This window comes from Frateuria edaphi (assembly GCF_021117405.1).
GTDB lineage: Bacteria > Pseudomonadota > Gammaproteobacteria > Xanthomonadales > Rhodanobacteraceae > Frateuria_A > Frateuria_A edaphi.
In genome coordinates this window covers 3,085,001-3,109,988 of sequence record NZ_CP088251.1, presented here as the reverse complement: position 1 = coordinate 3,109,988, position 24,988 = coordinate 3,085,001, and the positions used below count along the sequence as shown (strand labels likewise).

Below are 24,988 nucleotides of genomic sequence, written 5' to 3'. Positions count from 1 at the left end.
TTATCGCAGAGGCCGCTCGCGCAGCCACTTGGTAGCGATCCACTTCTCTCCGCGGATCACCGGCAAACCAGCATGCAGCGAGCTGGTGTCGCCGCCTTCGTAGGCGAAATAAACGGCTGACCCGGTCTGCGCGGTGACCGTCAGCCCGACGTTCGGGAACGCGGTGCCGCCGCCTTCCTCGGGTGTGTTGAGGTACATCACCACGCTCGCGATGCGCTGGCCGCCGCGCGCCGTCACCGCCGCGTAGCCTGGCTGGGTGGGGTCGAACCAGTCGTAGTGCGGCTCGTATTCCTGGCCGGGCAGGTAATGCAGCACCTGCAGGCCCTCGCCGTGCTCGACCGGAAGGTCGAGCAGCTTGGCGAGGCGTGCTTCGATGTTGCGCACCAGCGGCGTCTCGCCGAGCTTGAAGAACATCCCGGCGCTGGTGCGCCGCTCATCGACCTGGTGCCTGCCGTCGTCGGCCACGGTCATCGCGCGATCCAGCCTGGGTCGCGCCGACTCGATCAGCGCGGCGCATTCGCCGGCATCGAGCAGGCCGTCCAGTACGCGCACGATTGGCGCCTCCATGCCGGCGCTCACACGCACCTCATGGCCGTCGACGGACAGCCGAGGTGCGGCCGGCGCGCGGGTGCGCCGCCCGCCGGGCGCGCTGGCGTTGATCGAGCTCAGCGGGATCTTCAGCACCTCCGCCACCGCGCTGCGACATTGCGCCGGCGGATAGCCGGCGTCCTTGAGCAGCTTGAGGACTTCCGGCACGCCGTGGCCCGCGCGAGCGGTGGCAAGGATCCACTCGCGCAACTGGGGGGCGATGTTGCCGGAAGAAGCCTTCATGAGCTCGATGCGGTTGGTTGCGGCGGCCGGGCGGCCGCCGGACGCCTCATTTTACGTGCCGCCACAGCCAGGTGTATTCGAGCGCGTGCATGAAAGCCGACTGCTTGTTGTCCGCCGCGCCGCCGTGGCCGCCTTCGATGTTCTCGTAGAAGTCCGCGTCGTAACCCATCGCCTGCATCTTCGCTGCCATCTTGCGCGCGTGCGCGGGACCCACGCGGTCATCGCGGGTAGAGGTAGTGAACAGCACCGGCGGGTACGCCTTGCCCGGCCGGGCGTTCTCGTACGGCGAGAAGGTCTTGATCCAGGCCCACTCGGCCGGCTTGTCCGGATCGCCGTACTCGGCCATCCAGGATGCGCCTGCGGACAGATGCGTGTACCGCTTCATGTCCAATAGCGCGACCTGGCTGACGATCGCGCCATAGAGCTGAGGATAGAGCGTGAGCATGTTGCCCATCAGCAGGCCGCCGTTACTGCCGCCCATCGCGGCAAGGTGCTTCGGCGAAGTGACCTTGCGCTGGATCAGGTCTTCCGACACCGCCGCGAAGTCCTCGTAGGCGCGCAGGCGATGGGCTTTGAGCGCGGCCTTGTGCCAGCGCGGGCCGTATTCGCCACCGCCGCGGATGTTGGCGATCACGTAGACGCCACCGTGCTCCAGCCAGGCGCGGCCGATGCTGCCGCTGTAGCTCGGCTGCAACGAGATCTCGAAGCCGCCGTAGCCGTATTGCAGCGTGGGATTGTTGCCGTCGAGCTTCAGCTCCTTCGGCGCGATCTCGAAGTACGGAACGCGGGTACCGTCCTTCGAATGCACGAAATGCTGGCTGACCTGGTATTTCGAGGCGTCGAAGAAGCCCGGGCTGTGCTTGATGGCCTCGGCATCGCCGTTGCCGAGCGTGCCGTAGTACAGCGTTGTCGGCTGCAGGAAACCGGTGACCGTGAGGAAGTAGTCGTCGCTTTCGTCCGCGTCGATGCCGCCGGCGTCGATCGAGGACAGCGCCGGCGCGCCACGGAGCGGCTGGCGCTTCCATTCGCCCGGTTGCGGGGTGAGCACTTCGAGCCGGTTCACCACGTCGTCCATCACGTTGAGGATCAGGTGGTGGCGCGTCCAGGAAAAGCCGTCCAGCGCGGTGGTGTCGGTCGGCTCGAAAAGCACGGTGACGTCGCGCTTGCCCGCCATGAAATCGCCGAAGTTCGTCGCCAGCAGCGAGCCGGCCTTGTAGGTGTGGCCGCCGATGGCCCAATCGCTGCGTGGCTCGATCAGCAGCCACTCGCGCTCGACGCTGGTTTCGGCGTCGGTGGGCACGTCGATGCGCGTGAGCTTGCCATCCTTGCCCAGCAGGTAGCTCTCGCTGTCGTAGAAGGCCAGTGCGCGCTGCACGAAGCTGCGCTCGTAGCCGGGCGTCAGATCACGGTAGGCACTGACCGCGAGATCCTCCGACTTGCCCTCGTAGATCGTCTTCGCCTCGGCCAGCGGCGTGCCGCGGGTCCACAGCTTGGCGATACGCGGGTAGCTCGATTCGGTCATCGAGCCAGGACCGAAGTCCGTGCCCACGAAGATGTGGTCCCGGTCGGCCCAGGCCACCTGGCTCTTGGCTTCGGGCAACATGAAGCCACCCTCGACGAACGCCTTGTCATGCAGGTCGAACTCGCGCACGACATCGGCATCCGCGCCGCCGCGCGAGAGCGAGAGCAGACAGCGGCGATAGTCGGGCTTCAGGCACTGCGCGCCATGCCAGACCCAGTTCTCGTGCTCGGTCGCGGCCAGCGCGTCCAGATCCAGCACCGTTTCCCAGGCCGGGTCCGCCTTGCGGTATTCGGCCAGCGTCGTGCGCCGCCACAGACCCTTGGGGTGGGACTTGTCGCGCCAGAAGTTGTAGTAGTGCCCGCCCAGCTTCTCCACGAAGGGGATCCGCTCGTTCGAGTCGAGCACTTCGAGCAGTCGGGCATCGAGCCGCTTGAATTCGGGTGACTGGGCGTAGTCGGCGACCGTGGCCGCATCCTGCTGCTTGACCCAGTCCATGGCGCGGACGCCATCGATGTCCTCGAGCCAGAGGTACGCGTCGCCGGTGGCGTGTGCGCCGATCGGCGCGGAGGTCTGTGCGTGTGTCATGCCTACCAGTGTGAGGCCCAGCGCAAGGGCGAGCCAGCGTGTGTGGGTCATATCGGATATCCCCTGTGGAGCGGGTGAGTGTGGCCGTTGGGGCGATGCAGTGCCTGTGAGGGACGTCGGGCGCGCCTTGCTCCCTCTGGCCTCCGGAAGACGGCTGGGACGTGTGCGGGGCCTCGCGGAGAACCCCGCTAGTGCGTCCCACAAAAGCGAAGGCCCGTGAAGGGCCTTCGGCAGTGGGTCAGTCGCAAGAGCGGCCCGTCCCCGATCCTCTCCCCGGAGAAGAGTGGGAGCGGGTTCGAGGCGGCCTACAGCAATGGGATCAACAAAAGCGCCACGATGTTGATGATCTTGATCAGCGGATTGACCGCGGGACCGGCGGTGTCCTTGTAGGGGTCGCCCACGGTGTCGCCGGTGACCGCCGCCTTGTGGGCCTCCGAGCCCTTGCCGCCGTGGTTGCCGTCCTCGATGTACTTCTTGGCGTTGTCCCAGGCGCCGCCGCCGGTGGTCATCGAGATCGCCACGAACAGGCCGGTGACGATGGTGCCGATCAGCACGCCGCCGAGCGCCTTGGGCCCGAGCAGCAGGCCAATCACGATCGGCACCGCCACCGGCAGCAGCGAGGGCACGATCATCTCGCGGATGGCCGAGCGGGTGAGCATATCCACCGCGCGCGAGTAGTCCGGCTTGCCAGTGCCCTGCATGATGCCGGGAATGTCGCGGAACTGGCGGCGCACTTCCTCCACCACCGCACCGGCCGCGCGCCCGACCGCTTCCATCGCCATGGCGCTGAACAGATACGGGATCAGGCCGCCGATCAGCAGGCCGATGATCACCATATGGTCGGACAGGTCGAAGGCGAAGGTCTGGCCCGCGTTGTTCACGGCCAGGTTGTGCGTGTAGTCGGCGAACAGCACCAGCGCCGCGAGCGCTGCCGAGCCGATCGCGTAGCCCTTGGTCACCGCCTTGGTGGTGTTGCCCACCGCATCGAGCGGGTCGGTGATGCCGCGCACTTCCGGCGGCAGGTCGGCCATCTCGGCGATGCCGCCGGCGTTGTCGGTGATCGGGCCGTAGGCGTCCAGCGCCACGATCATGCCGGCCATCGAGAGCATCGAGGTGGCGGCGATGGCGATGCCGTACAGGCCGGCCAGGTAATGCGCGCCCCAGATCGCAGCGCAGACCACGATCACAGGCCACGCGGTCGACTTCATCGACACGCCCAGGCCCGCGATGATGTTGGTGCCGTGGCCGGTGGTCGAGGCCTGCGCGATGTGCCGCACCGGCTTGTACTGCGTGCCGGTGTAGTACTCGGTGATCCACACGATCAGGCCGGTCAGCACCAGGCCGATCAACGCACACCAGAAGATCGCCATGCTGTCGATGCCGCCGTCGGCGGTCGGCAGGCCCTGCGGGAGCAACTCGCGGGTGACGAACCAGAAGCCGATCGCCGAGAGCACCGCCGAGACGATCACGCCCTTGTACAGCGCGCCCATGATCGAGCCGCCCTCGCGCACCTTGACGAAGAAGGTGGCGATGATCGAGGCGATGATCGATACGCCGCCGAGCACCAGCGGGTAGAGCACCGCGTGCGGGTCGTTGGCGAACATCAGGCCGCCCAGCAGCATGGTGGCGATCACCGTCACTGCGTAGGTTTCGAACAGGTCGGCGGCCATGCCGGCGCAGTCGCCGACGTTGTCGCCCACGTTGTCGGCGATCACCGCCGGGTTGCGCGGGTCGTCCTCCGGAATGCCTGCCTCAACCTTGCCGACCAGATCGGCGCCCACGTCCGCGCCCTTGGTGAAGATGCCGCCACCCAGGCGCGCGAAGATCGAGATGAGCGAGCTGCCGAAGGCCAGGCCGACCAGCGGGTGCAGCGGGTCGGGCACGTGCAGGGTGTTGAGGATCAACCAGTAGCCGGTCACGCCCAGCAGCGCCAGGCCGACCACCAGCATGCCGGTGATCGCGCCGCCGCGGAACGCCACGTCCATCGCGGCCCGCATGCCGCTGCGCGCGGCCTCGGCGGTACGCACGTTGGCGCGCACCGAGACATTCATGCCGATGTAGCCGGTGGCGCCGGAGAGCACCGCGCCGATCAAAAAGCCGATCGCCGTGTACCAGCTGAGAAAGAAGCCGATCAGAACCAGCAGGACGATCCCCGCCAGCGCGATGGTCCCGTACTGGCGATTGAGGTAGGCGCGAGCGCCTTCCTGGATGGCCGCGGCGATCGCCTGCATGCGTTCGTTGCCAGCCGAGCGGCTGAGAACCCAGCGTACCGAGACCAAACCGTAGAGAATCGCGAGGACCGCGCACCCCAGCGCGATCCACAACCACATACCGTCCTGCATCTGCATTCGGTGCCTCCCCAGGTGAGTGGATACCGCGACAGGCGGGTTGCCTCACGGGCAGCTCGCCCCAGGCCGCTTCGACAGCGGCCTCGGCGAGTATAGGCAGGGGAGATGTGATTGATCGTTGTGCGCCGCAGCGGGCGCCGGAAACGCACGCGGCCGGGGCGAAGCGCCCCGGCCGCGTCAGAGCCCACGAAGGCTCAGTTGAGCACGTAGTCCAGGATGATGCCGGTGGCGATGGCGACCAGCACGTAATCGTTGTTGTCGTCGCGCACCCAGTGATAGCCACGCGGCGGCGGGCGCAGGCGGACGCGCTCGTAGTCGTGGATGACCACGACCGTGCCCTCGTAGCGGCTCCCGCGCTCCCAGTGGTGATGGCCGTGGCCGTGCCAGCCCTCGTCGTGGCCGTGCTTGTCGTGGCCGCGCCCGCGGCCGTGGTCATGGTCGGCCAGCGCCGCGCCACTGGCGGCAAGCAGCGGCAGGGCAAACAGGGCGCTCAGCAGGAATTTCATCGTGTCTCTCCCTTGGCCGGGCGCGGGGCCCGGGTGATTCGCAGCGTAGGAATCTGCGACTGAACGCATGGTAGCCACCTCCACACGGCCTTCACGTGACGCTCAGCAAGGAAACGGGTGCCTGTCGCCTCAGGGAAAGGCAGGCAGGCGCCTGGCTACCGCCACGTTGCGCAGGGAAACGTAGGCAGGCAGGCCGTCCTTGCCGTAGGGCGGCGGTGCCTCGCCGCGGATGAGCGGCGACAGGTAGCGGCGCGCGGCGTCGGTGATGCCGAAACCGTCGCGGCGGACAAAACTTCTGGGCAGTTTCTTTTCGCGGTTGGCGATCTTCTTCAGCTCCGCCGGCTCGATTTTCCAGCGGTAAGGCGAGTCCGAGGTACGCACGATCACCGGCATCACCGCGTTCATCCCGGCCAGCGCGAACTCCACCGCCGCGCGGCCGACCGCGTAGGCCTGCAGCGCGTCGGTAGCCGAGGCCAGGTGGCGGGCCGAGCGTTGCAGGTAATCAGGCAGCGCCCAGTGCACCTTGTACTTGAGCTTGTCCTTGACCAGTTGCGCCAGCACCGAGGCCGCGCCACCCAACTGCGCGTGGCCGAAGGCATCGCGCGTGCCGCCCTCGGCGAGGAAACGGCCAGCCGCGTCGCGCACGCCTTCCGAAGCGACCACCGTGCACCAGCCCACCCGCTCGACCGTGTCCTTGACCTTGGCCAGGAACGCCGCTTCCTCGAACACGTTTTCGGGGAACAGGATCACGTGCGGCGGCGCGTCCGGGCCTTCGCCGGCGAGGCCGGCGGCGGCGGCGATCCAGCCGGCGTGGCGGCCCATCACTTCCAGCACGAATACTTTGGTCGAGGTGTCGGCCATCGACGCCACGTCCAGGCTGGCCTCCAGCACCGACACGGCGGTGTACTTGGCCACCGAGCCGAACCCCGGGCAGCAGTCGGTCACCGCCAGGTCGTTGTCCACCGTCTTGGGCACGCCGATGCAGCGGATGTCGTAGCCCATCGCCTTGCCGAGCTGGGAGATCTTCAGTGCGGTGTCGGCCGAATCGTTGCCGCCGTTGTAGAGGAACCAGCGGATGTCGTGGGCGCGCAGCACCTCGATCAGCCGCTCGTACTCGGCGCGGTTGTCCTCCAGCGACTTGAGTTTGTAGCGACACGAGCCAAAGGCGCCGCCGGGCGTGTGGCGCAGCGCGGCGATGGCGGTTCTCGACTCTTTCGTCGTATCGATCAGCTCCTCGCGCAACGCGCCCAGGATGCCGTTGCGGGCCGCGTAAACCGGCACGCCCCGCGCGCGCGCCGTCTCGATCACCCCGGCGGCGGTGGCGTTGATCACCGCGGTGACCCCGCCGGACTGTGCATAGAGCAGTCGGCCGGAACGGGAAGCAGGACTCATGGCGATCTCCTTGGCAAGGTCGGGCATGTACCCTTGAGAAACAGCGACTTGCCGCGCATCGGAGCGCGGCTCGGTTTGACGCTACCGGGTCCAGACGGTACTTTGACGCCCCTTGGGTGAAATCTGACGAACCGCCGCAGCGTGCGTGCGGACCACACGCCCTGGAGCATTATGCGACTCGTCCTACTCGGTGCGCCCGGTTCGGGCAAAGGCACGCAGGCCGCGCGGCTGAAGGCCGACCTCAACGTACCGCACATCTCCACTGGCGACATGCTGCGCGCCGCGGTCGCGGCGGGTACGCCGCTGGGCGTGAAGGCCAAGGCGGTGATGGATGCCGGCCAGCTGGTCTCCGACGACATCCTGCTCGGCATGCTGGAAGAGCGCCTGGCGCAGGACGATGCGCGCAACGGGTTCATCCTCGACGGCTACCCGCGCAACCTGACCCAGGCCGACGCGCTGGACCATCTGCTCTCGCGCATCGGCCAGCCGCTGGACGCCGTGGTCAAGCTCGAGGTGCCCAACGAGGCAATCGTCGGCCGCTGCCAGATCCGATTCCAGGCCGAGAACCGCGCCGACGACAATCCCGACACCGTGCGCAAGCGCCTGGGCGTCTATGCCGAACAGACCGCGCCGGTGGCCGACTTCTATGCCAAGCGCGGCAAGCTGCAGGTGGTCGACGGCGTCGGCGAGCTGGACGAAGTGACCGCGCGCATCAAGCGCGCGCTGGAAAGCGAGTCGGCCGCCGCCAACGGCTGACGCAATCTGCTCCCGCTGCCCCTTCTGATCAGGCACGGGGGCGGGGATCGGGGCGAGGGGCGGGCGAAGCGAGAGCTTGCCGCCGTTTGAAAGCTCCGCTCACCGCAAGCCCGACACCCTCACCCCCAGCCCCTCTCCCGGCGGGAGAGGGGAGCCCAACTGGCGAGAGGGAGGGGTTTCGAAACGCATGCGTCTGCACATCCTCGGCATCTGCGGCACCTTCATGGGCGGCGTCGCCGCGCTCGGCCGCGAACTCGGCTTGACCGTGGAAGGCTCCGATGCCGCTGTCTATCCACCGATGAGCACCCAGCTCGAAGCCCTCGGCATCCGTCTGATGGACGGCTATACGGCCGCGCACCTCACGCCCCCGCCCGACCTGGTCGTGGTCGGCAACGCGATGACCCGCGGCAACCCGGCGGTAGAGCACATGCTCGATGCGCGCCTGCGCTACGTGTCGGGCCCGCAGTGGCTGGGCGAGACCGTGCTGGCCGGACGCGAGGTGCTGGCGGTGGCCGGCACCCACGGCAAGACCACCACCACCAGCCTGCTGGCCCATTTGCTGGACCACGCCTCCAGAGATCAGGCAGGGCTGGCGCCGGGTTTCCTGATCGGCGGCGTGCCGGGCAACTTCGGCGTCTCCGCACGGTTGGGCGACCAGGCCGCGCCGTTCGTGATCGAGGCCGACGAATACGACACCGCCTTCTTCGACAAACGCTCGAAGTTCGTGCACTACCGCCCGCGTATCGCCATCCTCAACAACCTCGAATATGACCACGCGGACATTTTTCCGGACCTGGCCGCGATCCAGCGACAGTTCCACCACCTGGTCCGCACCGTGCCGGGCAATGGGCGGCTGATCGTCAACGCGCACGACACGAACCTCGCCGACGTGCTGGCGATGGGGTGCTGGACGCCCGTGGAGACGTTCGGGATCGGCCAGGGCGACTGGCAGGCGCGGCTGGTCGAGACGGATGGTTCGGTATTCGCCGTGCAGTACCGGGGCGAGACGATCGGCGAGGTACGCTGGTCGCTGCTGGGCAACCACAGCGTGCTCAATGCGCTCGCTGCGCTGGCCGCCGCCAGCGCGTCCGGCGCCGACCCGCGCGCGCTGCTGCCCGCGTTCGCCACCTTCCAGAGCGTCAAGCGACGGATGGAACTGGTCGGCGAAGCCGGTGGCGTGCGCGTCTACGACGACTTCGCCCATCACCCGACCGCAATTGCGACCACGCTTGCCGGCCTGCGCGCCAGGGTTGGCAAGGCGCGCATCCTGGTCGCGCTGGAGCCGCGCTCCAATTCCATGCGGTTGGGCGCGCACGCGGCGGGACTGGCGCCCTCGCTGGCGGATGCGGACGCGGTGGTATTCCTGCACCGCCCCGAGTTGCCGTGGGATGCCGCTCGCGTGACCGAGGCGCTGCAGGGCCGTGGCCGGACGGCGCCGACGGTGGATGCCCTGGTCGAGGCCCTGCGTGCGCAAGCGCGTCCGGGCGACCACGTCGTGTTCATGTCCAACGGCGGTTTCGAGAACGCGCCGCGCCGCTTCGTCGACGCGTTGAACTAGCCTGTTCCCTCCTTCGGCGGATGCTGGGGTGGGAACAAGGCTTGCGGAAAAGTGTGCGAGCCGCGTCCTACAGCCCGCCCGGGCAGAGGGCGCAAGCCATCACGCCAGCGGTGCGTCGAAGCAGGGCTCGCGTCGCTGGTACTCGCGCTGCGCCGCAAACCACACGCCGAGTCCGAAGCCCAGCGTCAGGAGCGCCAGCAGCCCGCCGCCGAAGAGGTAGCCCAAGACGTCGATCAGCCAGACGCCAGCCCAATACGTTGCCATCGTGCCGATCAGCACGGCCGCGTTGACCAGGTGCCGGCCGACCGCGTTCTGCGGTCCGATCAGATGCACCGCCAGCGCGACCAGGCCCCCACTGGTGGCGACGATCAGCGTCACCATCAGCATCAGCCCCGGCTGCGCAGCATGGGTCAGCACGATGCCCAGCACGGTGTACGCCAGGGCGGTGACGGTGCCGACCGGCATCAGCACCGTCAGGGCATCGGCGAGCGCCCGCTGGTACTCGATGCGCGTGACCGGGGCCAGCGTCAGGTACAGGTCGGCCAGGTTGGGACGCATGCGCGCCATGCCGCGGCCGATCTGCGGGAATCGCGCCAGCGCGATCAGCACGGCGTAGGCACCCACCACGGTCGCGTTGAAATGCTTCCGGTGCAGGGCGACCACCACGTACAGCGTTGCGAACACCGCCATGATCGCGATGCGTAGCCCGATCGCCGCCACGTTGTCGTGCGGCAAAAGCAGCCGGCGTACGAGCGTGCGGCGCCGTGCAGCGGTCGGCTGTTCGCGGTAGCGGATCAACGCGCGCTCCATCGCCCGTTGCGCGATCGCGTCGAACCAGCCCTCGAAGCGCCGGCCCAGCGCGCTGCGCCGGGGCGCCGTCTCGGCGCTGGCGTTGCGTCCGAGGCTGAGTCCCTCCAGCGGCGAGGTGTCCGGCGGCCGGTCGGTCACCCGCAGCATGGGATGCAGCGCTAGGCGGAGAAGCAACACGGCCAGGAGCAGCAACAGCGGCAAGGTAAGCGGCGAACGCCACGCGTCGTGCACGATCGCGCCGACCAGCCCCGGCATCCAGCCGGCGAGCACCAGCAGTGGCCAGAACAGCAGGCTCACCCAGCGTTCCACGCCCATCGCGAAACCCATCGCCCCGGCGAGCAACAGCAACGCGCTCCCGAGCGGCACGTGCGGCACGCCCAGGATCAGCGCCAACATCGCGGGCAGGCCGACCCAGACCATGGCGTCGAGCAGCCCGAAGGCCGCCAGATGCCGGCGGAACGCGGGCAGCAGGAAGGTCTCAGGCTTGCACGCGCTGCGCAGTGTGGTGGCCAGACCCAGATGCCAGAACCAGCTGCCCATCGCGAGCAGGCCGGCGGCCAGTGCCGCGCCATCGGCGTGCGGCGTCATCCACGCCAGGCAGCCCAGCGCGGCCAGCCACAAGAGATGAGCAAGCACGCCCAGCAGCGGCATCTGCCGGCTCGGCAGCAGCCACAGCTGGACGATCGCCTTCATGCCAGTTCCACGAACAGGTCCTCCAGCGTGGGCATCTCGATGCGCAGGCTGGCGTCCTCGTCCTTGGCCAGTTGATGCAATCGCTCCGCTGGCACGTCTTCCAAGAGCAGGTGCAGGCTGGCGCCGGCGATGCGTGACTTGATCACGCCGGCCAGCGCCGGCGCCGTCGTCCAGCCGGCCGGGCGACTGAGGACGGCGTGGGAGAGCCGCGCCTTGAGTTCGGCCAGCGGGCGGGTGAACTGGATATGGCCGTCGCGCAGTAACGCGATGTCAGCCTCGGCCCGCTCCAGGTCGGCGGTGATGTGGGTCGAAAAGATCACCGTCTTGCCCGGCCCGCGCATCAGCGCGAGCAGTTCGGCCATGAAGGCGCGCCGCGCCTGCGGATCGAGGCTCGCGACCGGCTCGTCCAGCACCAGCAGATCCGGTTCCGGCGCGATCGCCCGCACGATGGCGAGCTTCTGCCGCTGCCCCTGCGAGAGCCGGCCGATCTTCTGTTTGGGGTCGAGCTCCCACTCCCGCAGCAGGCGCTCCGCCAGCGCGTGGTTCCAGCGCGCGTAGAAGGCGGCGGTGAAGTCGAGATACGCGTGCACCTTCATCCACGGGAACAGCTCGAAATTCTGTGGCACGAAGCCGACCCTGTGCAGCCGCTCGCCGCCCGGTTCGGTCATCGGCGCGCCGAACAGTTCGATCGTGCCCGCGTCGATCGGCGCCAGCCCGAGCAGGCAACGCAACAGCGTGGTCTTGCCGGCGCCGTTGCGGCCGAGCAGACCGATCACGCGCCCGGCCGGCACTTGCCAGTCCACCCCGCGCAACACCTCGCGACCTTCGAAGGCCTTGCGCAGGCCGTGAACGCGCAGGACCGGCGCGGCCGTGGCAGCGGCAACCGCGGGAGGAGCAGGAAAGGGCAAGAGCGTGGCCATCGGCGGAAGTTCCGGTGGAGGCCGTCGCACTGTGGAGGCATGCGGCACGATCGTCCAGTGATGGTTGTCATCCGGGTCGGCGTCGCCGGCGTATCCTGCCGTTCCCCGGGACGCATGCATCGCTATGGACACCACACTGGCCGGCAAAACCCTGTTCATCACCGGCGCCTCGCGCGGCATCGGCCTGGCGATCGCCCTGCGCGCGGCGCGGGACGGCGCCAACATCGTCATCGCCGCCAAGAGCGGCGTGCCCAACCCGAGGCTGCCCGGAACCATCCATACCGCCGCGGCCGCCGTGGAGGAGGCGGGCGGCAAGGCGCTGGCGCTCAAGGTGGACATCCGCGAGGAGGACCAGGTCAGGGACGCCGTGGCGCAGGCGGCCGAACGCTTCGGCGGCATCGACATCCTGGTCAACAACGCTAGCGCGATCTGGCTGGCCGGCGTGGAAGGCACGCCGATGAAGCGGTTCGACCTCATGCACCAGGTCAACACGCGCGGCACCTTCCTGGTCACCCAGGCCTGCCTGCCGTTCCTGAAGCGCGCGGCCAATCCGCACGTGCTGATGCTGGCGCCGCCGCCCAGCCTCGATCCCAAATGGTTCGCGCCGCACACGGCCTATACGATCGCCAAGATGGGCATGAGCCTGTGCGTGCTGGGCATGAGCGCCGAGTTCGCACCGCTGGGCATCGCGGTCAACGCGTTGTGGCCGCGCACGGTGATCGCCACGGCGGCGATCGGCATGATCGAGGGCGTGCGGCCGGAACAGTGCCGCCGGCCCGAGATCGTGGCCGACGCGGCCCATGCCGTCCTTACCCGCCCGGCGCGGGACTACAGCGGGCATTTCGCCCTCGACGAAGACGTTCTGCGGGCGCGAGGAGTGGTCGATTTCGACCCGTACGCGGTGCAGCCGGGCGCGCCCCTCCTGCCGGATCTCTTCCTGGATTGACTTCTCCTTCACGGAAGTTGTCGTTAGGTCCTCCACCCGGTTTTGTGATATTCATCACAGTCCGCCGCCCCCGGACGGGGCGGCATCGCAGCCGGTAATCACCGGCTGATCGACACAGGACATCCGTTCAGGGGCGGAGGTGGCGATGACCGCGGCATTGGCATTACCCAGGCGCTGTGTCGTCTGGTTCGGACGGCCCGACGGCGCCGAACGCAACGGACTGGCGCGTTCAGGTTGGCCGGTGCGCGTGGCCGACGTGCAGGCCAGCGGCGTGGGCGCCCGCAACGGCGATGTCGTGGTCGCACTGGCCGACCTCCGCCAGGGAGACCTGGACACGCTTGGAGCGATGGAGGTCATGGTTGCCGAGCATCCGGGCGTGCCCTGGATCGCGCTGGTTTCGCCCGAGACGCCCGCGCACGAGCCCCGCGTGACATCGATCCTGCGCGACTGCATGGCGGTGTTCACCAGCCCCATCGACTTCCCGCGCCTAAGTGAGGCGCTCGATCGCCTGGCCGTGGGCGGGATGCCCGCCCGCAGCGAACCGGACATGCCCGGCCTGGTCGGCACCAGTGACGCGATGCGGGCGCTGCGGATCGGCCTGCGCAAGTATGCGCCGGTGGACCTGCCGGTCCTGATCACCGGCGAAACCGGCACCGGCAAGGAAGTGGCCGCGCGCGTCATCCACCAATTGTCGCCGCGGGCAGGGCGGCCGTTCGTCGCGATCAATTGCGGAGCGCTGCCGGGCAACCTGGTGCAGTCGGAACTGTTCGGCCACGAACGCGGCGCGTTCACTGGCGCCACCACCCGCCGCATCGGCCATATCGAAAGCGCCAGCGGCGGCACCGTGTTCCTGGACGAGATCGGCGACCTTCCACTGGACGCGCAGACCAGTCTGCTGCGATTCCTGCAGGAGGGCACCATCGTGAGGGTCGGCAGCAGCCAGAGCCTGCACGCGGACGTGCGCGTGCTGGCGGCCACCCACGTGGACATGGAAAAGGCGGTCGCGTCCGGCCGGTTCCGCCAGGATCTCTACTACCGGCTCAACGTGCTGCGCGTGCAGATGCCGGCACTGCGCGAACGCGGCGGCGACATGGAACTGCTGGCGCAGCACTTCCTGGACGCCTTCCGCGAACAACACGACTGCCGCGCGCTCGCCTTCAGCGCGGCCGCACGCCGCGCGCTGCGCGCATTCCATTGGCCAGGCAACGTGCGGGAACTGGTCAACCGGGTGCAACGGGCCGCCGTGGTCGCCGAGGATTCGTTGATCAGCGTGCACGACCTGGACCTGCCCGTGCGTCCGGGCCATGCGCCGGCCGCGCTGGAACGCGTGCGCGTGTCGGCCGAGCGCGATGCGCTGGTCGCGTGCCTGCGCGAGACCCGCTTCAACGTCAGCGAATGCGCGCGGCGGCTGGGCATCGCCCGGGTCACCGTCTACCGCCTGTGCAAGAAGCACGGCCTGGCGCTGGACGAGCTGGCGCAGGCCGCGCCCTGAGCAGCTTTGACCGGGTCGTCCGACCCGGTCCGCCGCGGCTAGAACATGTAGGGAACCTTGAAGCTCAGGCTGAAATCCGGCGCGTCCGGCGTCAGCCCGATGCCGAGCAGGGTGACCAGCGTGGTGTGCTGGCTCAATGCATGGGTCACGCCCATGTTGAAGGTGGCGGCATGGGCGTCCGAACCGATCACCTTCGACCAGGGCGAGCCCTTGTAGCGCAGCGAGGCCTTGGCGCTGAGCTTGTCGGCGAAGGACAGGCTCAGGCTGGTGCGCTCGTTGAACGCGAAGGCCACGCCCGCACCGAAGTAATAGGTGTTGCCGAGCTTGACCGTGCCCGGGTTCCGCGTTTCCGGATCGGTATTGATGTCGTCGAAGTCGCGCGATTTCGAGTAGATGTAGCCGAGGTTGGCGAACACGATCGCCGGGTCCATGGTCTTGACCGCCGACAGGCCGAGGTTCGCCTGCCATACGCCATTGCCGGTGGGTTGCTTGTCCGGGACGGCGAAGCTGATGTACTGGTCGTCGTCGCGCTGCAGCACCTTCCAGTCGATGCCGTAGGGCGATTGCCCGGTCGGCGCGGTGATGCCCAGGGTCAGCACCGTGTCGGGCCGCGAGCCGGTCTCGTCCAACAGCTTGTAGTTGGCGCTCAACCCGACGTCGCCCAGGCCCGCGCCGGTGGTGTCCTCCTCCGCGATGGCCGCCGCCGAACCGCCCGCGCCGCCCTTCTGGTAGACCGTCTTGCGGCAGAGGTAGGGCACGTCCAGGTTCAATGTCAGGCGCGGACTGACGCCGTAGCGCGCGGCCAGGTTGTAGGTGAGCGAGTCGGACTTGACGTCCTCGATGGCGATGTTGCCCAGGAAGATCGCATCCAGTGCGAGGAAGCCGTTGAGCGTGATCTGGCTGCGGTCGTAGCGGGCGTAGCTGACGCTGTTTTCCAGCGTGAACTTGCGGTCGAACAGCGCGTGCTCCTGCTGCAGCGCATCCTTCAGGCTGCGGGTGGGCGCTTCCTGGCGCGCGGCTTCGGCCTGGGCGGCGCTGCCGGCACGTGTACCTTCGTCGGCCGGCGGCGTGCCGGCCTGCGCCACCCGGTCCGTCGGTGGCGTGCCGCCCGGTGCAGGCAGCGAGGGTGGCGCGGTCTTGCCGGCCAGTTTCGCCTGTAGCGCCTGCACCTGCATGTCCAGCTCGCGAAGCTGGCGTACCTGCTGCGCGTAGCTGGCCTTGAGCGCCTGCAGCTGGGCCAGCAAGGTCTGCACCTGGGCTTCGTCCTGCGGCATGGGCGCCGCCTGGGCGGCTAGGTCGAAGGGCAGGCCGATCAGCAGCCCGCAGGCCACGGCGGTGGCTAACAAGGTCTTGTGCATGGTGTTGCTCCCCTGGACCGGAGGCGTGCCGGGCGGTGGCGCGCGCTTCAGTTCCCTGCAATGCCTCGGGTGAGGCCGATCGCCTGCGCCACGTTCAGCGCAAGCGGCGTGTTGGCCGATGACACCTGGCGTACCAGGTCGATCTCCAGCCGGTTGCTCACGCTCTGGCCGTCCGCGGCGAGCTGCACGCTCTGGCCGAGGCTGCCGTTGCGGATCCATTGCTGCACCGTGCCCTGGCCGTCGATGGACAGTTGCACGCCGGCGGACTGGCCGTCGAAGCCGACCGAGACGCTCGCGTTGCCGTCGCTCACGCTGGCGCCGCCGGTTCCGGTGGCCCTACCCGTGGTGGCGGGCGCGTTACCGTCGCGGATGGTCAACCGGGCCACGTTGTTGGCGAGGTTGCCGTCGCCGGCCACCTGCACGCTTTGCAGCAGGCCGCCGACGTGGGCCAGCCCGCTGCCATCGACACTGCGGGTGCCGGTGGCGGGCATCGGTACCGGGGCATCGGCCTTGGTGAGGGTCACGCTTGGGGTGAAGTTGAGCGTGGGCTGGCCTTTCCCGTTGCCGAAATCCATGCCGAAGGCCAGCGTCCCCTGCAGCAGCTGGCCGCTGCCGGTCTGCCAGGTCGAGATCATGGTCACGCCGAACCAGGCGACGGTGTGGTCGTCGACGGTGTAACGGCCACGCATGGCATTGAGCTCGGTGTCGGCAAGCTCGTGCAGCCCGGTGCCGGGTGCACTGTCGGCCGCGTGCGCGCCCAGCGCCGGGGCCAGCAGCAGCGCGGCGGCGAGAAAGGGGAGGGAACGGCGAAGCATGGCTTTAAGTTCCTCTCAGAACAGATCGACGCTGCTGAAGCCGAAGTCGAGCAGTTCGGCATCGGTAATGGGTCCTTGCCGGGCATACAGGGCACGCGCGCTGGCCTTGCCCTCCGGCTGTAGCAGCACCGTGTTGCGATCGAAGTCGTTGCCGATCACCACGAACACGGCCCGGGACTGCCAGGCCTGGAGGAATTCGGCGATGGAAAGGCTGCGGTTGCCGAGCATCGGGTCGGCCAGCTCCACGGTATTGCCCTGGACCTGCTTGAGCACCACGAAATGACGGAAACCGCGCACGTCCATCAGCACCAGTCCGGGCACGCGCAGGCTGCGCAGGCGTGATTCGTCCACGCGGTAGCCGCGGCCGCGCATGCCCAATGCTTCCACGTAGTGCTTGATGTCCAGCAGCGAGAAGCCGCGCTGCTTGACCAGATTCTCGTCGGATAGACCCAGCATGCCCTGGATCACCACCGCCTCGTCCACGTCCAGGTGGTAGGCGTAGCGCAGGATCGTGGCCAGCGCGGCGGCGCCGCAGCTGTAGTCGGTTTCCTGCCGCACCAGGTTGCGGTAGCGCGCCTCCTGCATGCTCTCCACGGGATGTGCGTACAGCCCGCCATTGGGCAGCACGCCACCAAAGCGCACCTCGCCGGCGCGCGCGGAGGCCAGCGTGCCAAGCGCGAGGCTGCAGAGCAGGAAGGTGCGGGTCATCAGTCGCATGGATGTCACCAGTGGGAGGAAGTCCCCCCGGCCCGCAGGGGCCGGGCCGGGGGGTTCCATAGGAACCCGGCTGCGGACAGCCGGGTACCGCCCTCGTTGGCCTGCCTTGGCCGAAGTTGTTACGGGCTGGGCTGCGCGACGGCGAGCGACAGGCTGTTGGCCTGCAGGTTGCCGGTGCCGGAGGCCACGTTCACGCCGATGTTGCCGGTCGCATGCTGGAAGGCATTGCCCGACAGGCTGGCGTCGTTGGTAGCGTTGACCACGACGTAGCGGGCGGTCTGCACGGTGCCGCACAGATCGGCCAGCAGGTCGCTGGCGGAAACCTCGACGAAGCCCAGCTGACCCTGCTCCTGGCCCTGCGACTCGCTGGCGGTCAGGCCGCCGTAGAAGCCGGCCGGGAACGGTCCGACGGTCCACAGGCCGCCCTCGACGCCGTAGGAGGTGCTGCTGGTCTGGCCTTGATAGCCACCCGCGCCCAGGCCGAGCGAGTAGCCCTGCACCGTGCCGCTCATGTGCACGGTGGTGGTGTCGTAGTACTTCTCCACGCGGCCGGCGTTGCTAACGATGTTGCCCGAGGAGGCCTGGTCGACGCTCACGCCGGCATGGGCGAACTTGGTCGTCGCGACCGAGGCGGCCAGCGCGTTCTTCTGCTGGTTGTTGTTGCCCGAGGCGACGTTCACGCCGATGTTGCCCGAGGCCCAGCGGAAGGCGTTGTCGGTGACGTAGGCATCGTTCTTGACGCCTTCGTTCACGGTGACGTTGCCCATGCCGGACTGGCCGACGTCGATCTCGGAATCGGCCAGGCCGAAGGCGAAGTCGGCGTCCGTGGCGGCGAGCGCAGCGGCATTGTCCTGGGCGTTGTTGTCGCCGGAAGCCACGTTCATGCCGATGTTGCCTGAGGCCTGGGCGGCCGTGCGGTCATCGATGGAGCTGGTGTTCTTCAGCTTGTTGTTGGCGGTGACGTTGCCGGTCACCGACTGGTTGTTGTCGACCGTGGCGACCGCCGCCGAATCGAACGGCGAGTGGTGTTGGTCATGGCCATTCGCGAAAGCCATCGGGCTGCCGAACAGCGTGGCGACCGCCAGGGCGATCAGGGTCTTCTTGGATGCGTTCATGGTGTCCTCACTCCGATTCTTATGGTGGTCACCGCGGTAGCTCCGACACGGATAGCGAAAGGACGTTGCCCGTGGCATTGCCCGATCCCGCGGTCTGGTTGAGCTGCAGCACGCCACGGAAGCCCTGCATGGCGCCCGCGGCGACCGACACGCTGCGCGTGCCTTCGCCCGGTACGCCGGCGCCCGCTCCCGGCTGCACTTCTGCCGACGCCGAAACGGCAGCGGACAGGGATCCGTCCGTCGTTTCGCGTATGCCCTGGCTGGCCAGCGCCGCGGCGACCGCATTGAGCTGCGTGTTCGCCGTTCCGCTGGCCTGGTTGATCGATACGAGCCCGTGCGCCCCGGCGAGGACGTCGCCGGCGATGGTGGCCTGCGCGTGCGTGGGCGCATTGGCCTGGTTGCCAAGCGTTCGCTGGCGCGCGTCGATCCAGGCCTGCGCATCCGGCCCGGTGGCGAAGGCGCGCAGGTTGGCCTGGCTGTTGAGGTCGCCCGCCGCCAGGTTCACCGCGACGCTGCCGTCGGCACCCTTCAAGACATGGCCATCCAGGCGGCTGCTGGTGAGGTAGCCGAGCATGGCGGCGTAGTCGTCATCGCCCGCGCTGACGCCGGTGCTCAACATAGCCAGCGCGGCGAGAGAGGTGAGAACGGTCGCGCGGCGCATGGCGATCAATGCCCGTTGCCGAAGGGCAACTGCGCCAGCGCGCCCTGCACCTGGTCGCCGATGCCGCCGGTCGCGTTGCCGACCGCGCCGATCGGCGCCGCGACCGTGTTGCTCACGCCGTTGCCGGCCACCGTGTTACTGCCGCCGCCGCGGACCAGCATGCCGTCGAGCGTCTGGCCCACGGTCGACTGCAGTTGCGCGGTGGGCGAGGGCGTGGCGCCCAATTGCGCGATGTCGTCGTCGGAAAGTTCGCTGCTGTCGAGCGAGGCGAAGATCTCGGGCTGTGGCGAGGGCGAGACCATCAGCGCCATCCCCGGCGGTGCCGGCCGCGCGGCCGGTCGCGTGGAGACAGTGCGCAACAACACGATGTCGCCCGGCCTGGCGTCGACCGCGCGGTGCGCGTCCGCCGCATGGCTGGCGAACGGCATGCCAACCAGCGCGATCATGGCCGCGAACGGCGGGAGCGCGAGAAGGCGGTGGGGGGCGACTGCGGATTCCATGGCACGCTCGTTCCTTCGGTGAGAGCCCTGGTGGCAAGCGCCATGCCAAAGCTTCCGAAGGCCGCCAGACCGCGCCACTGCGCGGTTTTTGAGCGGATGCAGGCAAACGAATCCCGCACGGGTGTTACAGGCAGCCGCGCGCCGAGAGCCTTTCGGCGGTCGCAAGCCGCATAGAATCGGGCTTGGCGCGGGGTGTAACAGCAGTGATACACCTTGTGCGGCTGTTACAGCCGGAGCCGTTCGGGCCGCCGGGGTCGCGGTGCTAGCATGTGCGGGCGACGCCCCGGTCGCATTCCCACGCACGTTGCGACGGCGCCCGTGCGCCGCCGGAGAGGCCATGTCCCCGCAAGACGCTTCCCTGATCGACCTGGCCCGGCGCTATTGGTTGCCGGTGTACCGTCCGCGCGAGCTCGTGCTCGACCATGGCCTCGGCGCGCGGCTTTGGGATACGCAGGGGCGCGACTATCTCGACTTCGGCGCGGGCATCGCGGTCAACAGCCTGGGCCACCAGGACCCGGACCTGCTCGCCGCGCTGACTGCACAGGCGCACAAGCTGTGGCACAGCAGCAATGTGTTCTACACCGAGCCGCCGCTGAAGCTCGCGCAGGAACTGGTAGAGGCATCCGGCTTTGCCGAGCGCGTGTTCCTGTGCAACTCGGGGGCCGAAGCGAACGAGGCTGCGATCAAGCTGGTGCGCCGTTGGGCGGCCGCGCAGGGGCGCGATGCCGGGCGGCGCACCATAGTCACTTTCAGTGGCTCCTTCCATGGACGCACCCTGGCCACGGTGACGGCCACCGCGCAGCCGAAGTACCAGGAAGGCTACGAGCCACTGCCGGGTGGTTTCCGCTACATCGAGTTCAACGACGTTGAAGCGCTCCAGATGGCCTTCGCGCACGACGACGTGGCCGCCGTGATGGTGGAGCCCGTGCAGGGCGAGGGCGGCGTGCGACCGGCGGCCCCCGGCTTCCTCAAGCAGGTACGAGAACAATGCGACCGGCATGGGGCGTTGCTGGTGCTGGACGAGATCCAGTGCGGCATGGGCCGCACCGGCACCTTGTTCGCGCACGTGCAGGACGACGTGGCGCCGGACATCGTGACCTTGGCCAAGGCGCTCGGCGCGGGCTTTCCTATCGGCGCCATGCTGGCCGGTCCGAAGGTTGCGCAGACCATGCAGGTCGGCGCGCACGGTTCCACGTTCGGCGGCAATCCCCTGGCCGCTGCCGTGGCGCGCGTGGCGCTGGCCAAGCTGGGTTCGCCCGCGGTGCTGCTCAACGTGGAGCGCCAGGCCAACGAACTGCGTGCCAGCCTGGCGGCCATCGATGCCGACCTGGGCCTTTTCGATGAAGTGCGCGGCCGCGGCCTGATGTTGGGCGCGGCGCTGGCCGCGCCGCATCGCGGCAAGGCCGGCGCCATCCTCGACGTCGCCGCTGCACACGGTGTGCTGTTGTTGCAGGCCGGGCCCGACGTGCTGCGGTTGCTTCCGCCTTTGACCATCACCGACGAGGAACTGGCGGAAGGCCTGCAGCGCCTGCGCGCGGCATTCACCGACTTCCTCGCGACCCCTGCCGGAGACACGCCATGAAGTATCTGCACACGATGGTCCGCGTGCGTGACCTCGACGCGTCGCTGCGCTTCTACTGCGACGGCCTCGGTCTGCGCGAGGCGCGCCGCAAAGAGGTTCCCGAGGGCAAATACACCCTGGTGTTCCTTGCCGCGCCGGACAGCCCCGAGGCGGAGATCGAGCTCACCTTCAACTGGGACTCCCGGGAAGACTATGGCTCGGCGCGCAACTTCGGCCACCTGGCCTTCCGCGTGGAGAACATCTATGCCACCTGCCAGCGTCTGAAGGACATGGGCTACACGATCCATCGCCCGCCGCGCGACGGGCACATGGCGTTCGTCCGCTCCCCCGACCTGATCTCGATCGAGCTGCTGCAGGACGGCCACCTGTCGCCGCAGGAGCCGTGGTCGTCGATGCCCAACACCGGCACTTGGTAGGCGGCCTCAGGCCAGGCCGCAGTTCGCCAGCGCGGAACGCAACTGCTGCAGGTCCGTGAAGTGGTGCGCGACCAGCCCGGCCTTGCGGGCGCCGGCGACATTCGCGTCGCTGTCGTCGACGAACAGCGTGGCCGCGGGCGGCATGGCCAGCGCCTCGAGGCATCGCAGGTAGGCAGCGGGCGAAGGTTTCGCCGCCTGCAGCTGGGCCGAACAGAAGAACCGGCGTTCGAACAACGGCAGCAGTGTCGGCACGATCACCGGCCAGCGTTCGGCCATCAATAAACCGTTGTTGCTCAGCACGGCCACCGCGATCCCCTGATCGCGGAGCCGACCCGCAAGTTCAAGTACGGGTGGTCGGACGCAGCTTGCCGCTCGACGCGCATCGACCCAGGCCTCGGCATCGATGTCGCGATCGAGCTCGCGCCCAAGCGCCGACAGATAGGTGGGCGCATCGAGCAGGCCGGCGTCGGCGGCATCCTCGATGCCCGACGCGTAGATCGCCGCGTGCACGGCTTCGGCCCGGTGCCCGAGATGCCGCGCGAAGGTTTCGACCCGCCTGCCGCGATCGTAGTCGGCGAGCACGCCGTCGAGATCGAACAGCACGCAGCGAATGTCTGTACTCACCCCTGTTGCCTGGCCTCGCGCAGCGCGCCCCGGGCGGCTTCCAGCGTGTCCGCGATGTCCTTCTCGCTGTGCGCGCTGGACAGGAATCCCGCCTCGAACGCGCTCGGCGCCAGGTAAACGCCGCGCTTCAACATGCCATGGAAGAAGCGGTTGAACAGCGCCGCATCGGCCGCCGTGGCCTGTGCGTAGCTCGTCACCTTCTCGCCCGTGAAGAACAGCCCGAACATGCCGCCAACCCGGTTGGTGGTGAACGGCGCGCCTTCGGCGTCTGCCACCGCCTGCAGGCCGTCGCAGAGCAGCCGCGTGCGTGCGGCCAGCGCGTCGTAAAAGCCCGGGGCCTGGATCAGTTCCAGCATGGCCAAGCCTGCCGCCATGGCCACCGGATTGCCCGAGAGCGTTCCAGCCTGGTAGATGGGGCCGGCTGGCGCGACCTGCTCCATCAGATCGCGCCGCCCGCCGTAGGCACCGACCGGCATGCCGCCGCCGATCACCTTGCCGAAAGTCGTGAGATCCGGCGTCACGTCGTAATGCGCTTGCGCGCCACCCAGCGCCACGCGGAAGCCGGTCATCACCTCGTCGAAGATCAGCAGCGCGCCGTGGCGCGTGCACAGCTCCCGCAGGCCCCTGAGATAGCCGTCCGTCGGCGGGATGCAATTCATGTTGCCAGCGACCGGTTCGATGATCAGGCCGGCGATGTCGGCCCCGTGTTCGGCGAACAGGGCCTCGGCCGCCGGCAGGTCGTTGTAGGGCAGGGTGAGCGTCAGGTCGGCGGCTGCCTTGGGCACGCCCGGCGAGGTCGGCACGCCGAAGGTCAGGGCGCCGGAGCCGGCCTTGACGAGAAAGCTGTCGCCATGGCCGTGGTAGCAGCCTTCGAACTTCACGATCTTGTTGCGCCCGGTCGCGCCACGCGCCACCCGGATGGCGGACATCGTCGCCTCCGTGCCGGAGTTGACCATGCGCACCATTTCCACCGAAGGCACCAGACGCGTGATCGTCTCGGCCATGGTCACCTCGGCTCGGGAAGGCGTGCCGAAGGACAGGCCATCGCGCACGGCGCGCTCGACGGCTCCGCGTACGTGTGCATGGTTGTGACCGACGATCATCGGGCCCCACGAACCCACGTAGTCGATGTAGCGCGTGCCTTCCACGTCCCACAGGTAGGCGCCGTCGGCGCGCGCGGTGAAGAAGGGCTCGCCGCCGACCGATTTGAACGCGCGCACCGGCGAATTGACGCCGCCGGGCATCAGCCGCTGCGCGCGCTGGAAAAGTTCATGGTTGGTGGTCATGGATGGGACTCGCTGGAAGGAAAACGGTAGAGGTCGGCCAAGCGGCGCGCGGCCGCGCGCACGTCGGTGGCGCCGAACACGGCCGAGATGGCCGCGAGGTAGTCGGCGCCAGCGTCGACCAGGGCCGCGCCATTCTCGGGTGTGATGCCGCCGATCGCCACCCGCGGCACGCCGAGTGCGGCGCTCTGCCTCAGCAACTCCAGGGGTGCCATGCGCGCGCGCGGCAACGTCGACGAGGGGAAAAAGGCGCCGAAGGAAACGTAATCGGCACCTGCCGAGACCATCCCGCGTGCGCGTTCGAGCGAATCGAAGCAGGACACGCCGATGATCGCCTGGGGACCAAGCCGATCGCGCGCGCTGGCCAGGTCCTCGGCTGTCTCACCGAGATGTACGCCAGCGGCGCCGACCGCCTGCGCCAGCGCGGCGTCGCCGTTGATCAACAGCGGCACGCCATGCTCGTCGCACAGCCGCTTGAGCGCCTGCGCTTCGGCATGGCGGCGTGCGTGGTCATCGCCAAGGTCGCGGTACTGCAGCAGACGCACGCCGCCGGCCAGCGCGTCCCGGACGACCTGCACCAGGTCGCTACGCGGACCATCGGTGATCGCGTACAAGCCACTTGATGGGAGACAGGGCATGGAAGTCCTTCTTTCAGGTCGCCGCGCTTTCGCTCGGGCAGGGGAGTTGCGAGAATGGCCCATTCAACTGCAGACGAAGACACGATCCGATGAGCACCGACGCCCAACCCCCCGCGACGCGCAAATGGATGTGCGTGGTGTGCGGCTTCATCTACGACGAGGCGCTAGGCGTACCCGAGGAAGGCATTGAGCCCGGCACGCGCTGGGAAGACGTGCCTGACACCTGGACCTGCCCTGATTGCGGCGCGACCAAGGACGACTTCGAGATGGTCGAGACCGACTGACGCGCGCCTCGCGCATGTCATCAAACGGCCCGGTTCCGTCATCGTGCGGACCGGGCCGTCTGCTTTCCTGTCTTCGTACCCGGCACAGGAGACACCCATGAAACAGTTCATTCCGTTCGAGGACGACTGGGCGGTGCTGGAGCGGCTCGACCCGTCGCGGCTGGTCCCCTACCAGGTGGGGCTTCCCTGTCAGCGCGGCGCCGGTCAGCGTACCGGACCGATGTCGCCTTCCACCTTCAGCTCGTCGCCTGATTCCACGCCGACGCGTCGTGCCGTCCCGGCAGGCAGCTCGAGCACATAGCGCGCCGGCGCGTCGCTCGGATAACTCGGGCAGGGATCGGCCTTGCACGGCGGTACATCCAGCTGCATCGACACCAGCTTGCGGTCGGCATCGAAGTACAGGATATCCAGCGGCACCAGCGTGTTCTTCATCCAGAACCAGCGCGGCTGCGTGTCGGGGAAGACGAACAGCATGCTGTGATCGGCCGCCAGCTCCGCGCGCATCATCAGGCCGTGTTCGCGGCTGGCTTCGTCCGTTGCGAGCTCGGTGGTGAAGCGATGCCCGTGCAGTTCCACCGCTGGTGTCGATGTTTTCGGCATGGCACCCGCGCAGCCGGCAGCAGACAGCAGCAGGAA

The 24,988-nt window shown here is 68.4% G+C and carries 24 protein-coding genes (1 of these 24 only partly in view); 7 read left to right on the top strand and 17 right to left on the bottom strand.

Annotated elements, in window-relative coordinates:
• The 5 genes from LQ772_RS14510 to LQ772_RS14490 form a co-directional block, all read right to left on the bottom strand.
• Complete coding sequence (locus LQ772_RS14510; protein ID WP_231321752.1) at positions 1-831, bottom strand: 2OG-Fe(II) oxygenase; 831 nt, start codon at positions 829-831, stop codon at positions 1-3.
• Positions 832-877: 46 nt separating this feature from the next.
• Complete coding sequence (locus LQ772_RS14505; protein ID WP_425600800.1) at positions 878-2,989, bottom strand: prolyl oligopeptidase family serine peptidase; 2,112 nt, start codon at positions 2,987-2,989, stop codon at positions 878-880.
• Between the two features lie 254 nt (positions 2,990-3,243).
• Positions 3,244-5,280, bottom strand: a complete 2,037-nt coding sequence (locus tag LQ772_RS14500) for a sodium-translocating pyrophosphatase (protein ID WP_231326064.1) — start codon at positions 5,278-5,280, stop codon at positions 3,244-3,246.
• 200 nt (positions 5,281-5,480) lie between these two features.
• Positions 5,481-5,792 carry an RcnB family protein gene (locus tag LQ772_RS14495; protein WP_231321750.1) on the bottom strand — a complete coding sequence of 104 codons (312 nt, stop codon included), beginning with the start codon at positions 5,790-5,792 and terminating at the stop codon, positions 5,481-5,483.
• Positions 5,793-5,921: 129 nt separating this feature from the next.
• Positions 5,922-7,184: a 6-phosphofructokinase gene (locus LQ772_RS14490; RefSeq protein WP_231321748.1), complete on the bottom strand. Its 1,263-nt coding sequence runs from the start codon at positions 7,182-7,184 to the stop codon at positions 5,922-5,924.
• 171 nt (positions 7,185-7,355) lie between these two features.
• On the opposite strand from LQ772_RS14490, the gene LQ772_RS14485 reads away from it, so the two are divergent.
• Together LQ772_RS14485 and mpl are read left to right on the top strand one after the other, a co-directional pair.
• Positions 7,356-7,940: an adenylate kinase gene (locus LQ772_RS14485; RefSeq protein ID WP_231321745.1), complete on the top strand. Its 585-nt coding sequence runs from the start codon at positions 7,356-7,358 to the stop codon at positions 7,938-7,940.
• Between the two features lie 187 nt (positions 7,941-8,127).
• The gene (gene mpl / locus LQ772_RS14480) at positions 8,128-9,498 is read left to right on the top strand and encodes a UDP-N-acetylmuramate:L-alanyl-gamma-D-glutamyl-meso-diaminopimelate ligase (protein WP_231321744.1); all 1,371 of its coding nucleotides are present in this window, start codon (positions 8,128-8,130) and stop codon (positions 9,496-9,498) included.
• A gap of 99 nt (positions 9,499-9,597) precedes the next feature.
• Here mpl and LQ772_RS14475 read toward each other — a convergent pair whose 3' ends face one another.
• Together LQ772_RS14475 and LQ772_RS14470 are read right to left on the bottom strand one after the other, a co-directional pair.
• Positions 9,598-11,001, bottom strand: a complete 1,404-nt coding sequence (locus LQ772_RS14475; RefSeq protein ID WP_231321742.1) for a hypothetical protein — start codon at positions 10,999-11,001, stop codon at positions 9,598-9,600.
• The gene (locus LQ772_RS14470; RefSeq protein ID WP_231321740.1) at positions 10,998-11,921 is read right to left on the bottom strand and encodes an ABC transporter ATP-binding protein; all 924 of its coding nucleotides are present in this window, start codon (positions 11,919-11,921) and stop codon (positions 10,998-11,000) included. The genes LQ772_RS14475 and LQ772_RS14470 overlap by 4 nt, the downstream gene beginning before the upstream one ends.
• A gap of 124 nt (positions 11,922-12,045) precedes the next feature.
• Here LQ772_RS14470 and LQ772_RS14465 point away from each other — a divergent pair, with 124 nt between their 5' ends.
• Positions 12,046-12,867 carry an SDR family oxidoreductase gene (locus LQ772_RS14465; RefSeq protein ID WP_231321738.1) on the top strand — a complete coding sequence of 274 codons (822 nt, stop codon included), beginning with the start codon at positions 12,046-12,048 and terminating at the stop codon, positions 12,865-12,867.
• Between the two features lie 145 nt (positions 12,868-13,012).
• Positions 13,013-14,359, top strand: a complete 1,347-nt coding sequence (locus tag LQ772_RS14460; RefSeq protein ID WP_231321736.1) for a sigma-54 dependent transcriptional regulator — start codon at positions 13,013-13,015, stop codon at positions 14,357-14,359.
• A gap of 38 nt (positions 14,360-14,397) precedes the next feature.
• On the opposite strand, the gene LQ772_RS14455 is transcribed toward LQ772_RS14460, so the two are convergent.
• The 6 genes from LQ772_RS14455 to LQ772_RS14430 all read right to left on the bottom strand — a co-directional run bounded on the left by LQ772_RS14455 (position 14,398) and on the right by LQ772_RS14430 (position 19,525).
• On the bottom strand, positions 14,398-15,717 hold the full coding sequence (locus LQ772_RS14455) for a hypothetical protein (RefSeq protein ID WP_425600799.1): 1,320 nt from the start codon (positions 15,715-15,717) through the stop codon (positions 14,398-14,400).
• Positions 15,718-15,764: 47 nt separating this feature from the next.
• Complete coding sequence (locus tag LQ772_RS14450; RefSeq protein WP_231321734.1) at positions 15,765-16,532, bottom strand: hypothetical protein; 768 nt, start codon at positions 16,530-16,532, stop codon at positions 15,765-15,767.
• Between the two features lie 15 nt (positions 16,533-16,547).
• Entirely contained in the window at positions 16,548-17,249 is a 702-nt protein-coding gene (locus LQ772_RS14445; protein ID WP_425600798.1) for a C39 family peptidase, read from the bottom strand.
• A gap of 119 nt (positions 17,250-17,368) precedes the next feature.
• The gene (locus LQ772_RS14440) at positions 17,369-18,364 is read right to left on the bottom strand and encodes a hypothetical protein (protein WP_231321732.1); all 996 of its coding nucleotides are present in this window, start codon (positions 18,362-18,364) and stop codon (positions 17,369-17,371) included.
• Between the two features lie 28 nt (positions 18,365-18,392).
• Positions 18,393-18,983, bottom strand: coding sequence for a hypothetical protein (locus LQ772_RS14435; RefSeq protein WP_231326059.1), 591 nt, complete (start codon positions 18,981-18,983; stop codon positions 18,393-18,395).
• 47 nt (positions 18,984-19,030) lie between these two features.
• The gene (locus LQ772_RS14430) at positions 19,031-19,525 is read right to left on the bottom strand and encodes a hypothetical protein (RefSeq protein ID WP_231321731.1); all 495 of its coding nucleotides are present in this window, start codon (positions 19,523-19,525) and stop codon (positions 19,031-19,033) included.
• Positions 19,526-19,862: 337 nt separating this feature from the next.
• Here LQ772_RS14430 and LQ772_RS14425 point away from each other — a divergent pair, with 337 nt between their 5' ends.
• Both LQ772_RS14425 and LQ772_RS14420 read left to right on the top strand, forming a co-directional pair.
• Positions 19,863-21,107, top strand: coding sequence for an acetylornithine/succinylornithine family transaminase (locus LQ772_RS14425; RefSeq protein ID WP_231321729.1), 1,245 nt, complete (start codon positions 19,863-19,865; stop codon positions 21,105-21,107).
• The gene (locus LQ772_RS14420; protein ID WP_231321726.1) at positions 21,104-21,523 is read left to right on the top strand and encodes a VOC family protein; all 420 of its coding nucleotides are present in this window, start codon (positions 21,104-21,106) and stop codon (positions 21,521-21,523) included. Before LQ772_RS14425 ends, LQ772_RS14420 begins: the two co-directional genes overlap by 4 nt.
• A 6-nt stretch (positions 21,524-21,529) precedes the next feature.
• Here the strand turns inward: LQ772_RS14420 and LQ772_RS14415 are convergent, their stop codons facing one another.
• Genes LQ772_RS14415 through thiE form a run of 3 tightly spaced genes read right to left on the bottom strand, consistent with a single transcriptional unit; the run spans position 21,530 to position 24,068 of the window.
• A complete protein-coding gene (locus LQ772_RS14415) occupies positions 21,530-22,126 on the bottom strand; it encodes an HAD family hydrolase (protein WP_231321723.1) in 597 nt (198 codons plus the stop codon).
• Positions 22,127-22,143: 17 nt separating this feature from the next.
• The gene (gene hemL / locus LQ772_RS14410) at positions 22,144-23,433 is read right to left on the bottom strand and encodes a glutamate-1-semialdehyde 2,1-aminomutase (RefSeq protein ID WP_231321722.1); all 1,290 of its coding nucleotides are present in this window, start codon (positions 23,431-23,433) and stop codon (positions 22,144-22,146) included.
• The gene (gene thiE / locus LQ772_RS14405) at positions 23,430-24,068 is read right to left on the bottom strand and encodes a thiamine phosphate synthase (RefSeq protein ID WP_231321721.1); all 639 of its coding nucleotides are present in this window, start codon (positions 24,066-24,068) and stop codon (positions 23,430-23,432) included. Before thiE ends, hemL begins: the two co-directional genes overlap by 4 nt.
• 89 nt (positions 24,069-24,157) lie before the next feature.
• Between thiE and LQ772_RS14400 the strand changes: the two genes are divergently transcribed.
• On the top strand, positions 24,158-24,352 hold the full coding sequence (locus tag LQ772_RS14400; protein WP_231321720.1) for a rubredoxin: 195 nt from the start codon (positions 24,158-24,160) through the stop codon (positions 24,350-24,352).
• A gap of 204 nt (positions 24,353-24,556) precedes the next feature.
• Here the strand turns inward: LQ772_RS14400 and LQ772_RS14395 are convergent, their stop codons facing one another.
• Positions 24,557-24,988 carry the 3' portion of a DUF192 domain-containing protein gene (locus tag LQ772_RS14395; RefSeq protein ID WP_231321719.1) on the bottom strand. It continues 21 nt past the right edge of the window, so only the last 432 of its 453 coding nucleotides appear in the window; the start codon falls outside the window, past its right edge — the gene reads right to left on this strand; its stop codon occupies positions 24,557-24,559.

Coding starts and splice junctions, on each gene's coding strand:
- LQ772_RS14510 (WP_231321752.1), bottom strand. CDS start 831: ATGAAGGCTTCTTCCGGCAACATCGCCCCCCAGTTGCGCGAGTGGATC.
- LQ772_RS14505 (WP_425600800.1), bottom strand. CDS start 2,989: ATGACCCACACACGCTGGCTCGCCCTTGCGCTGGGCCTCACACTGGTA.
- LQ772_RS14500 (WP_231326064.1), bottom strand. CDS start 5,280: ATGCAGGACGGTATGTGGTTGTGGATCGCGCTGGGGTGCGCGGTCCTC.
- LQ772_RS14495 (WP_231321750.1), bottom strand. CDS start 5,792: ATGAAATTCCTGCTGAGCGCCCTGTTTGCCCTGCCGCTGCTTGCCGCC.
- LQ772_RS14490 (WP_231321748.1), bottom strand. CDS start 7,184: ATGAGTCCTGCTTCCCGTTCCGGCCGACTGCTCTATGCACAGTCCGGC.
- LQ772_RS14485 (WP_231321745.1), top strand. CDS start 7,356: ATGCGACTCGTCCTACTCGGTGCGCCCGGTTCGGGCAAAGGCACGCAG.
- mpl (WP_231321744.1), top strand. CDS start 8,128: ATGCGTCTGCACATCCTCGGCATCTGCGGCACCTTCATGGGCGGCGTC.
- LQ772_RS14475 (WP_231321742.1), bottom strand. CDS start 11,001: ATGAAGGCGATCGTCCAGCTGTGGCTGCTGCCGAGCCGGCAGATGCCG.
- LQ772_RS14470 (WP_231321740.1), bottom strand. CDS start 11,921: ATGGCCACGCTCTTGCCCTTTCCTGCTCCTCCCGCGGTTGCCGCTGCC.
- LQ772_RS14465 (WP_231321738.1), top strand. CDS start 12,046: ATGGACACCACACTGGCCGGCAAAACCCTGTTCATCACCGGCGCCTCG.
- LQ772_RS14460 (WP_231321736.1), top strand. CDS start 13,013: ATGACCGCGGCATTGGCATTACCCAGGCGCTGTGTCGTCTGGTTCGGA.
- LQ772_RS14455 (WP_425600799.1), bottom strand. CDS start 15,717: ATGCACAAGACCTTGTTAGCCACCGCCGTGGCCTGCGGGCTGCTGATC.
- LQ772_RS14450 (WP_231321734.1), bottom strand. CDS start 16,532: ATGCTTCGCCGTTCCCTCCCCTTTCTCGCCGCCGCGCTGCTGCTGGCC.
- LQ772_RS14445 (WP_425600798.1), bottom strand. CDS start 17,249: ATGCGACTGATGACCCGCACCTTCCTGCTCTGCAGCCTCGCGCTTGGC.
- LQ772_RS14440 (WP_231321732.1), bottom strand. CDS start 18,364: ATGAACGCATCCAAGAAGACCCTGATCGCCCTGGCGGTCGCCACGCTG.
- LQ772_RS14435 (WP_231326059.1), bottom strand. CDS start 18,983: ATGTTGAGCACCGGCGTCAGCGCGGGCGATGACGACTACGCCGCCATG.
- LQ772_RS14430 (WP_231321731.1), bottom strand. CDS start 19,525: ATGGAATCCGCAGTCGCCCCCCACCGCCTTCTCGCGCTCCCGCCGTTC.
- LQ772_RS14425 (WP_231321729.1), top strand. CDS start 19,863: ATGTCCCCGCAAGACGCTTCCCTGATCGACCTGGCCCGGCGCTATTGG.
- LQ772_RS14420 (WP_231321726.1), top strand. CDS start 21,104: ATGAAGTATCTGCACACGATGGTCCGCGTGCGTGACCTCGACGCGTCG.
- hemL (WP_231321722.1), bottom strand. CDS start 23,433: ATGACCACCAACCATGAACTTTTCCAGCGCGCGCAGCGGCTGATGCCC.
- thiE (WP_231321721.1), bottom strand. CDS start 24,068: ATGCCCTGTCTCCCATCAAGTGGCTTGTACGCGATCACCGATGGTCCG.
- LQ772_RS14400 (WP_231321720.1), top strand. CDS start 24,158: ATGAGCACCGACGCCCAACCCCCCGCGACGCGCAAATGGATGTGCGTG.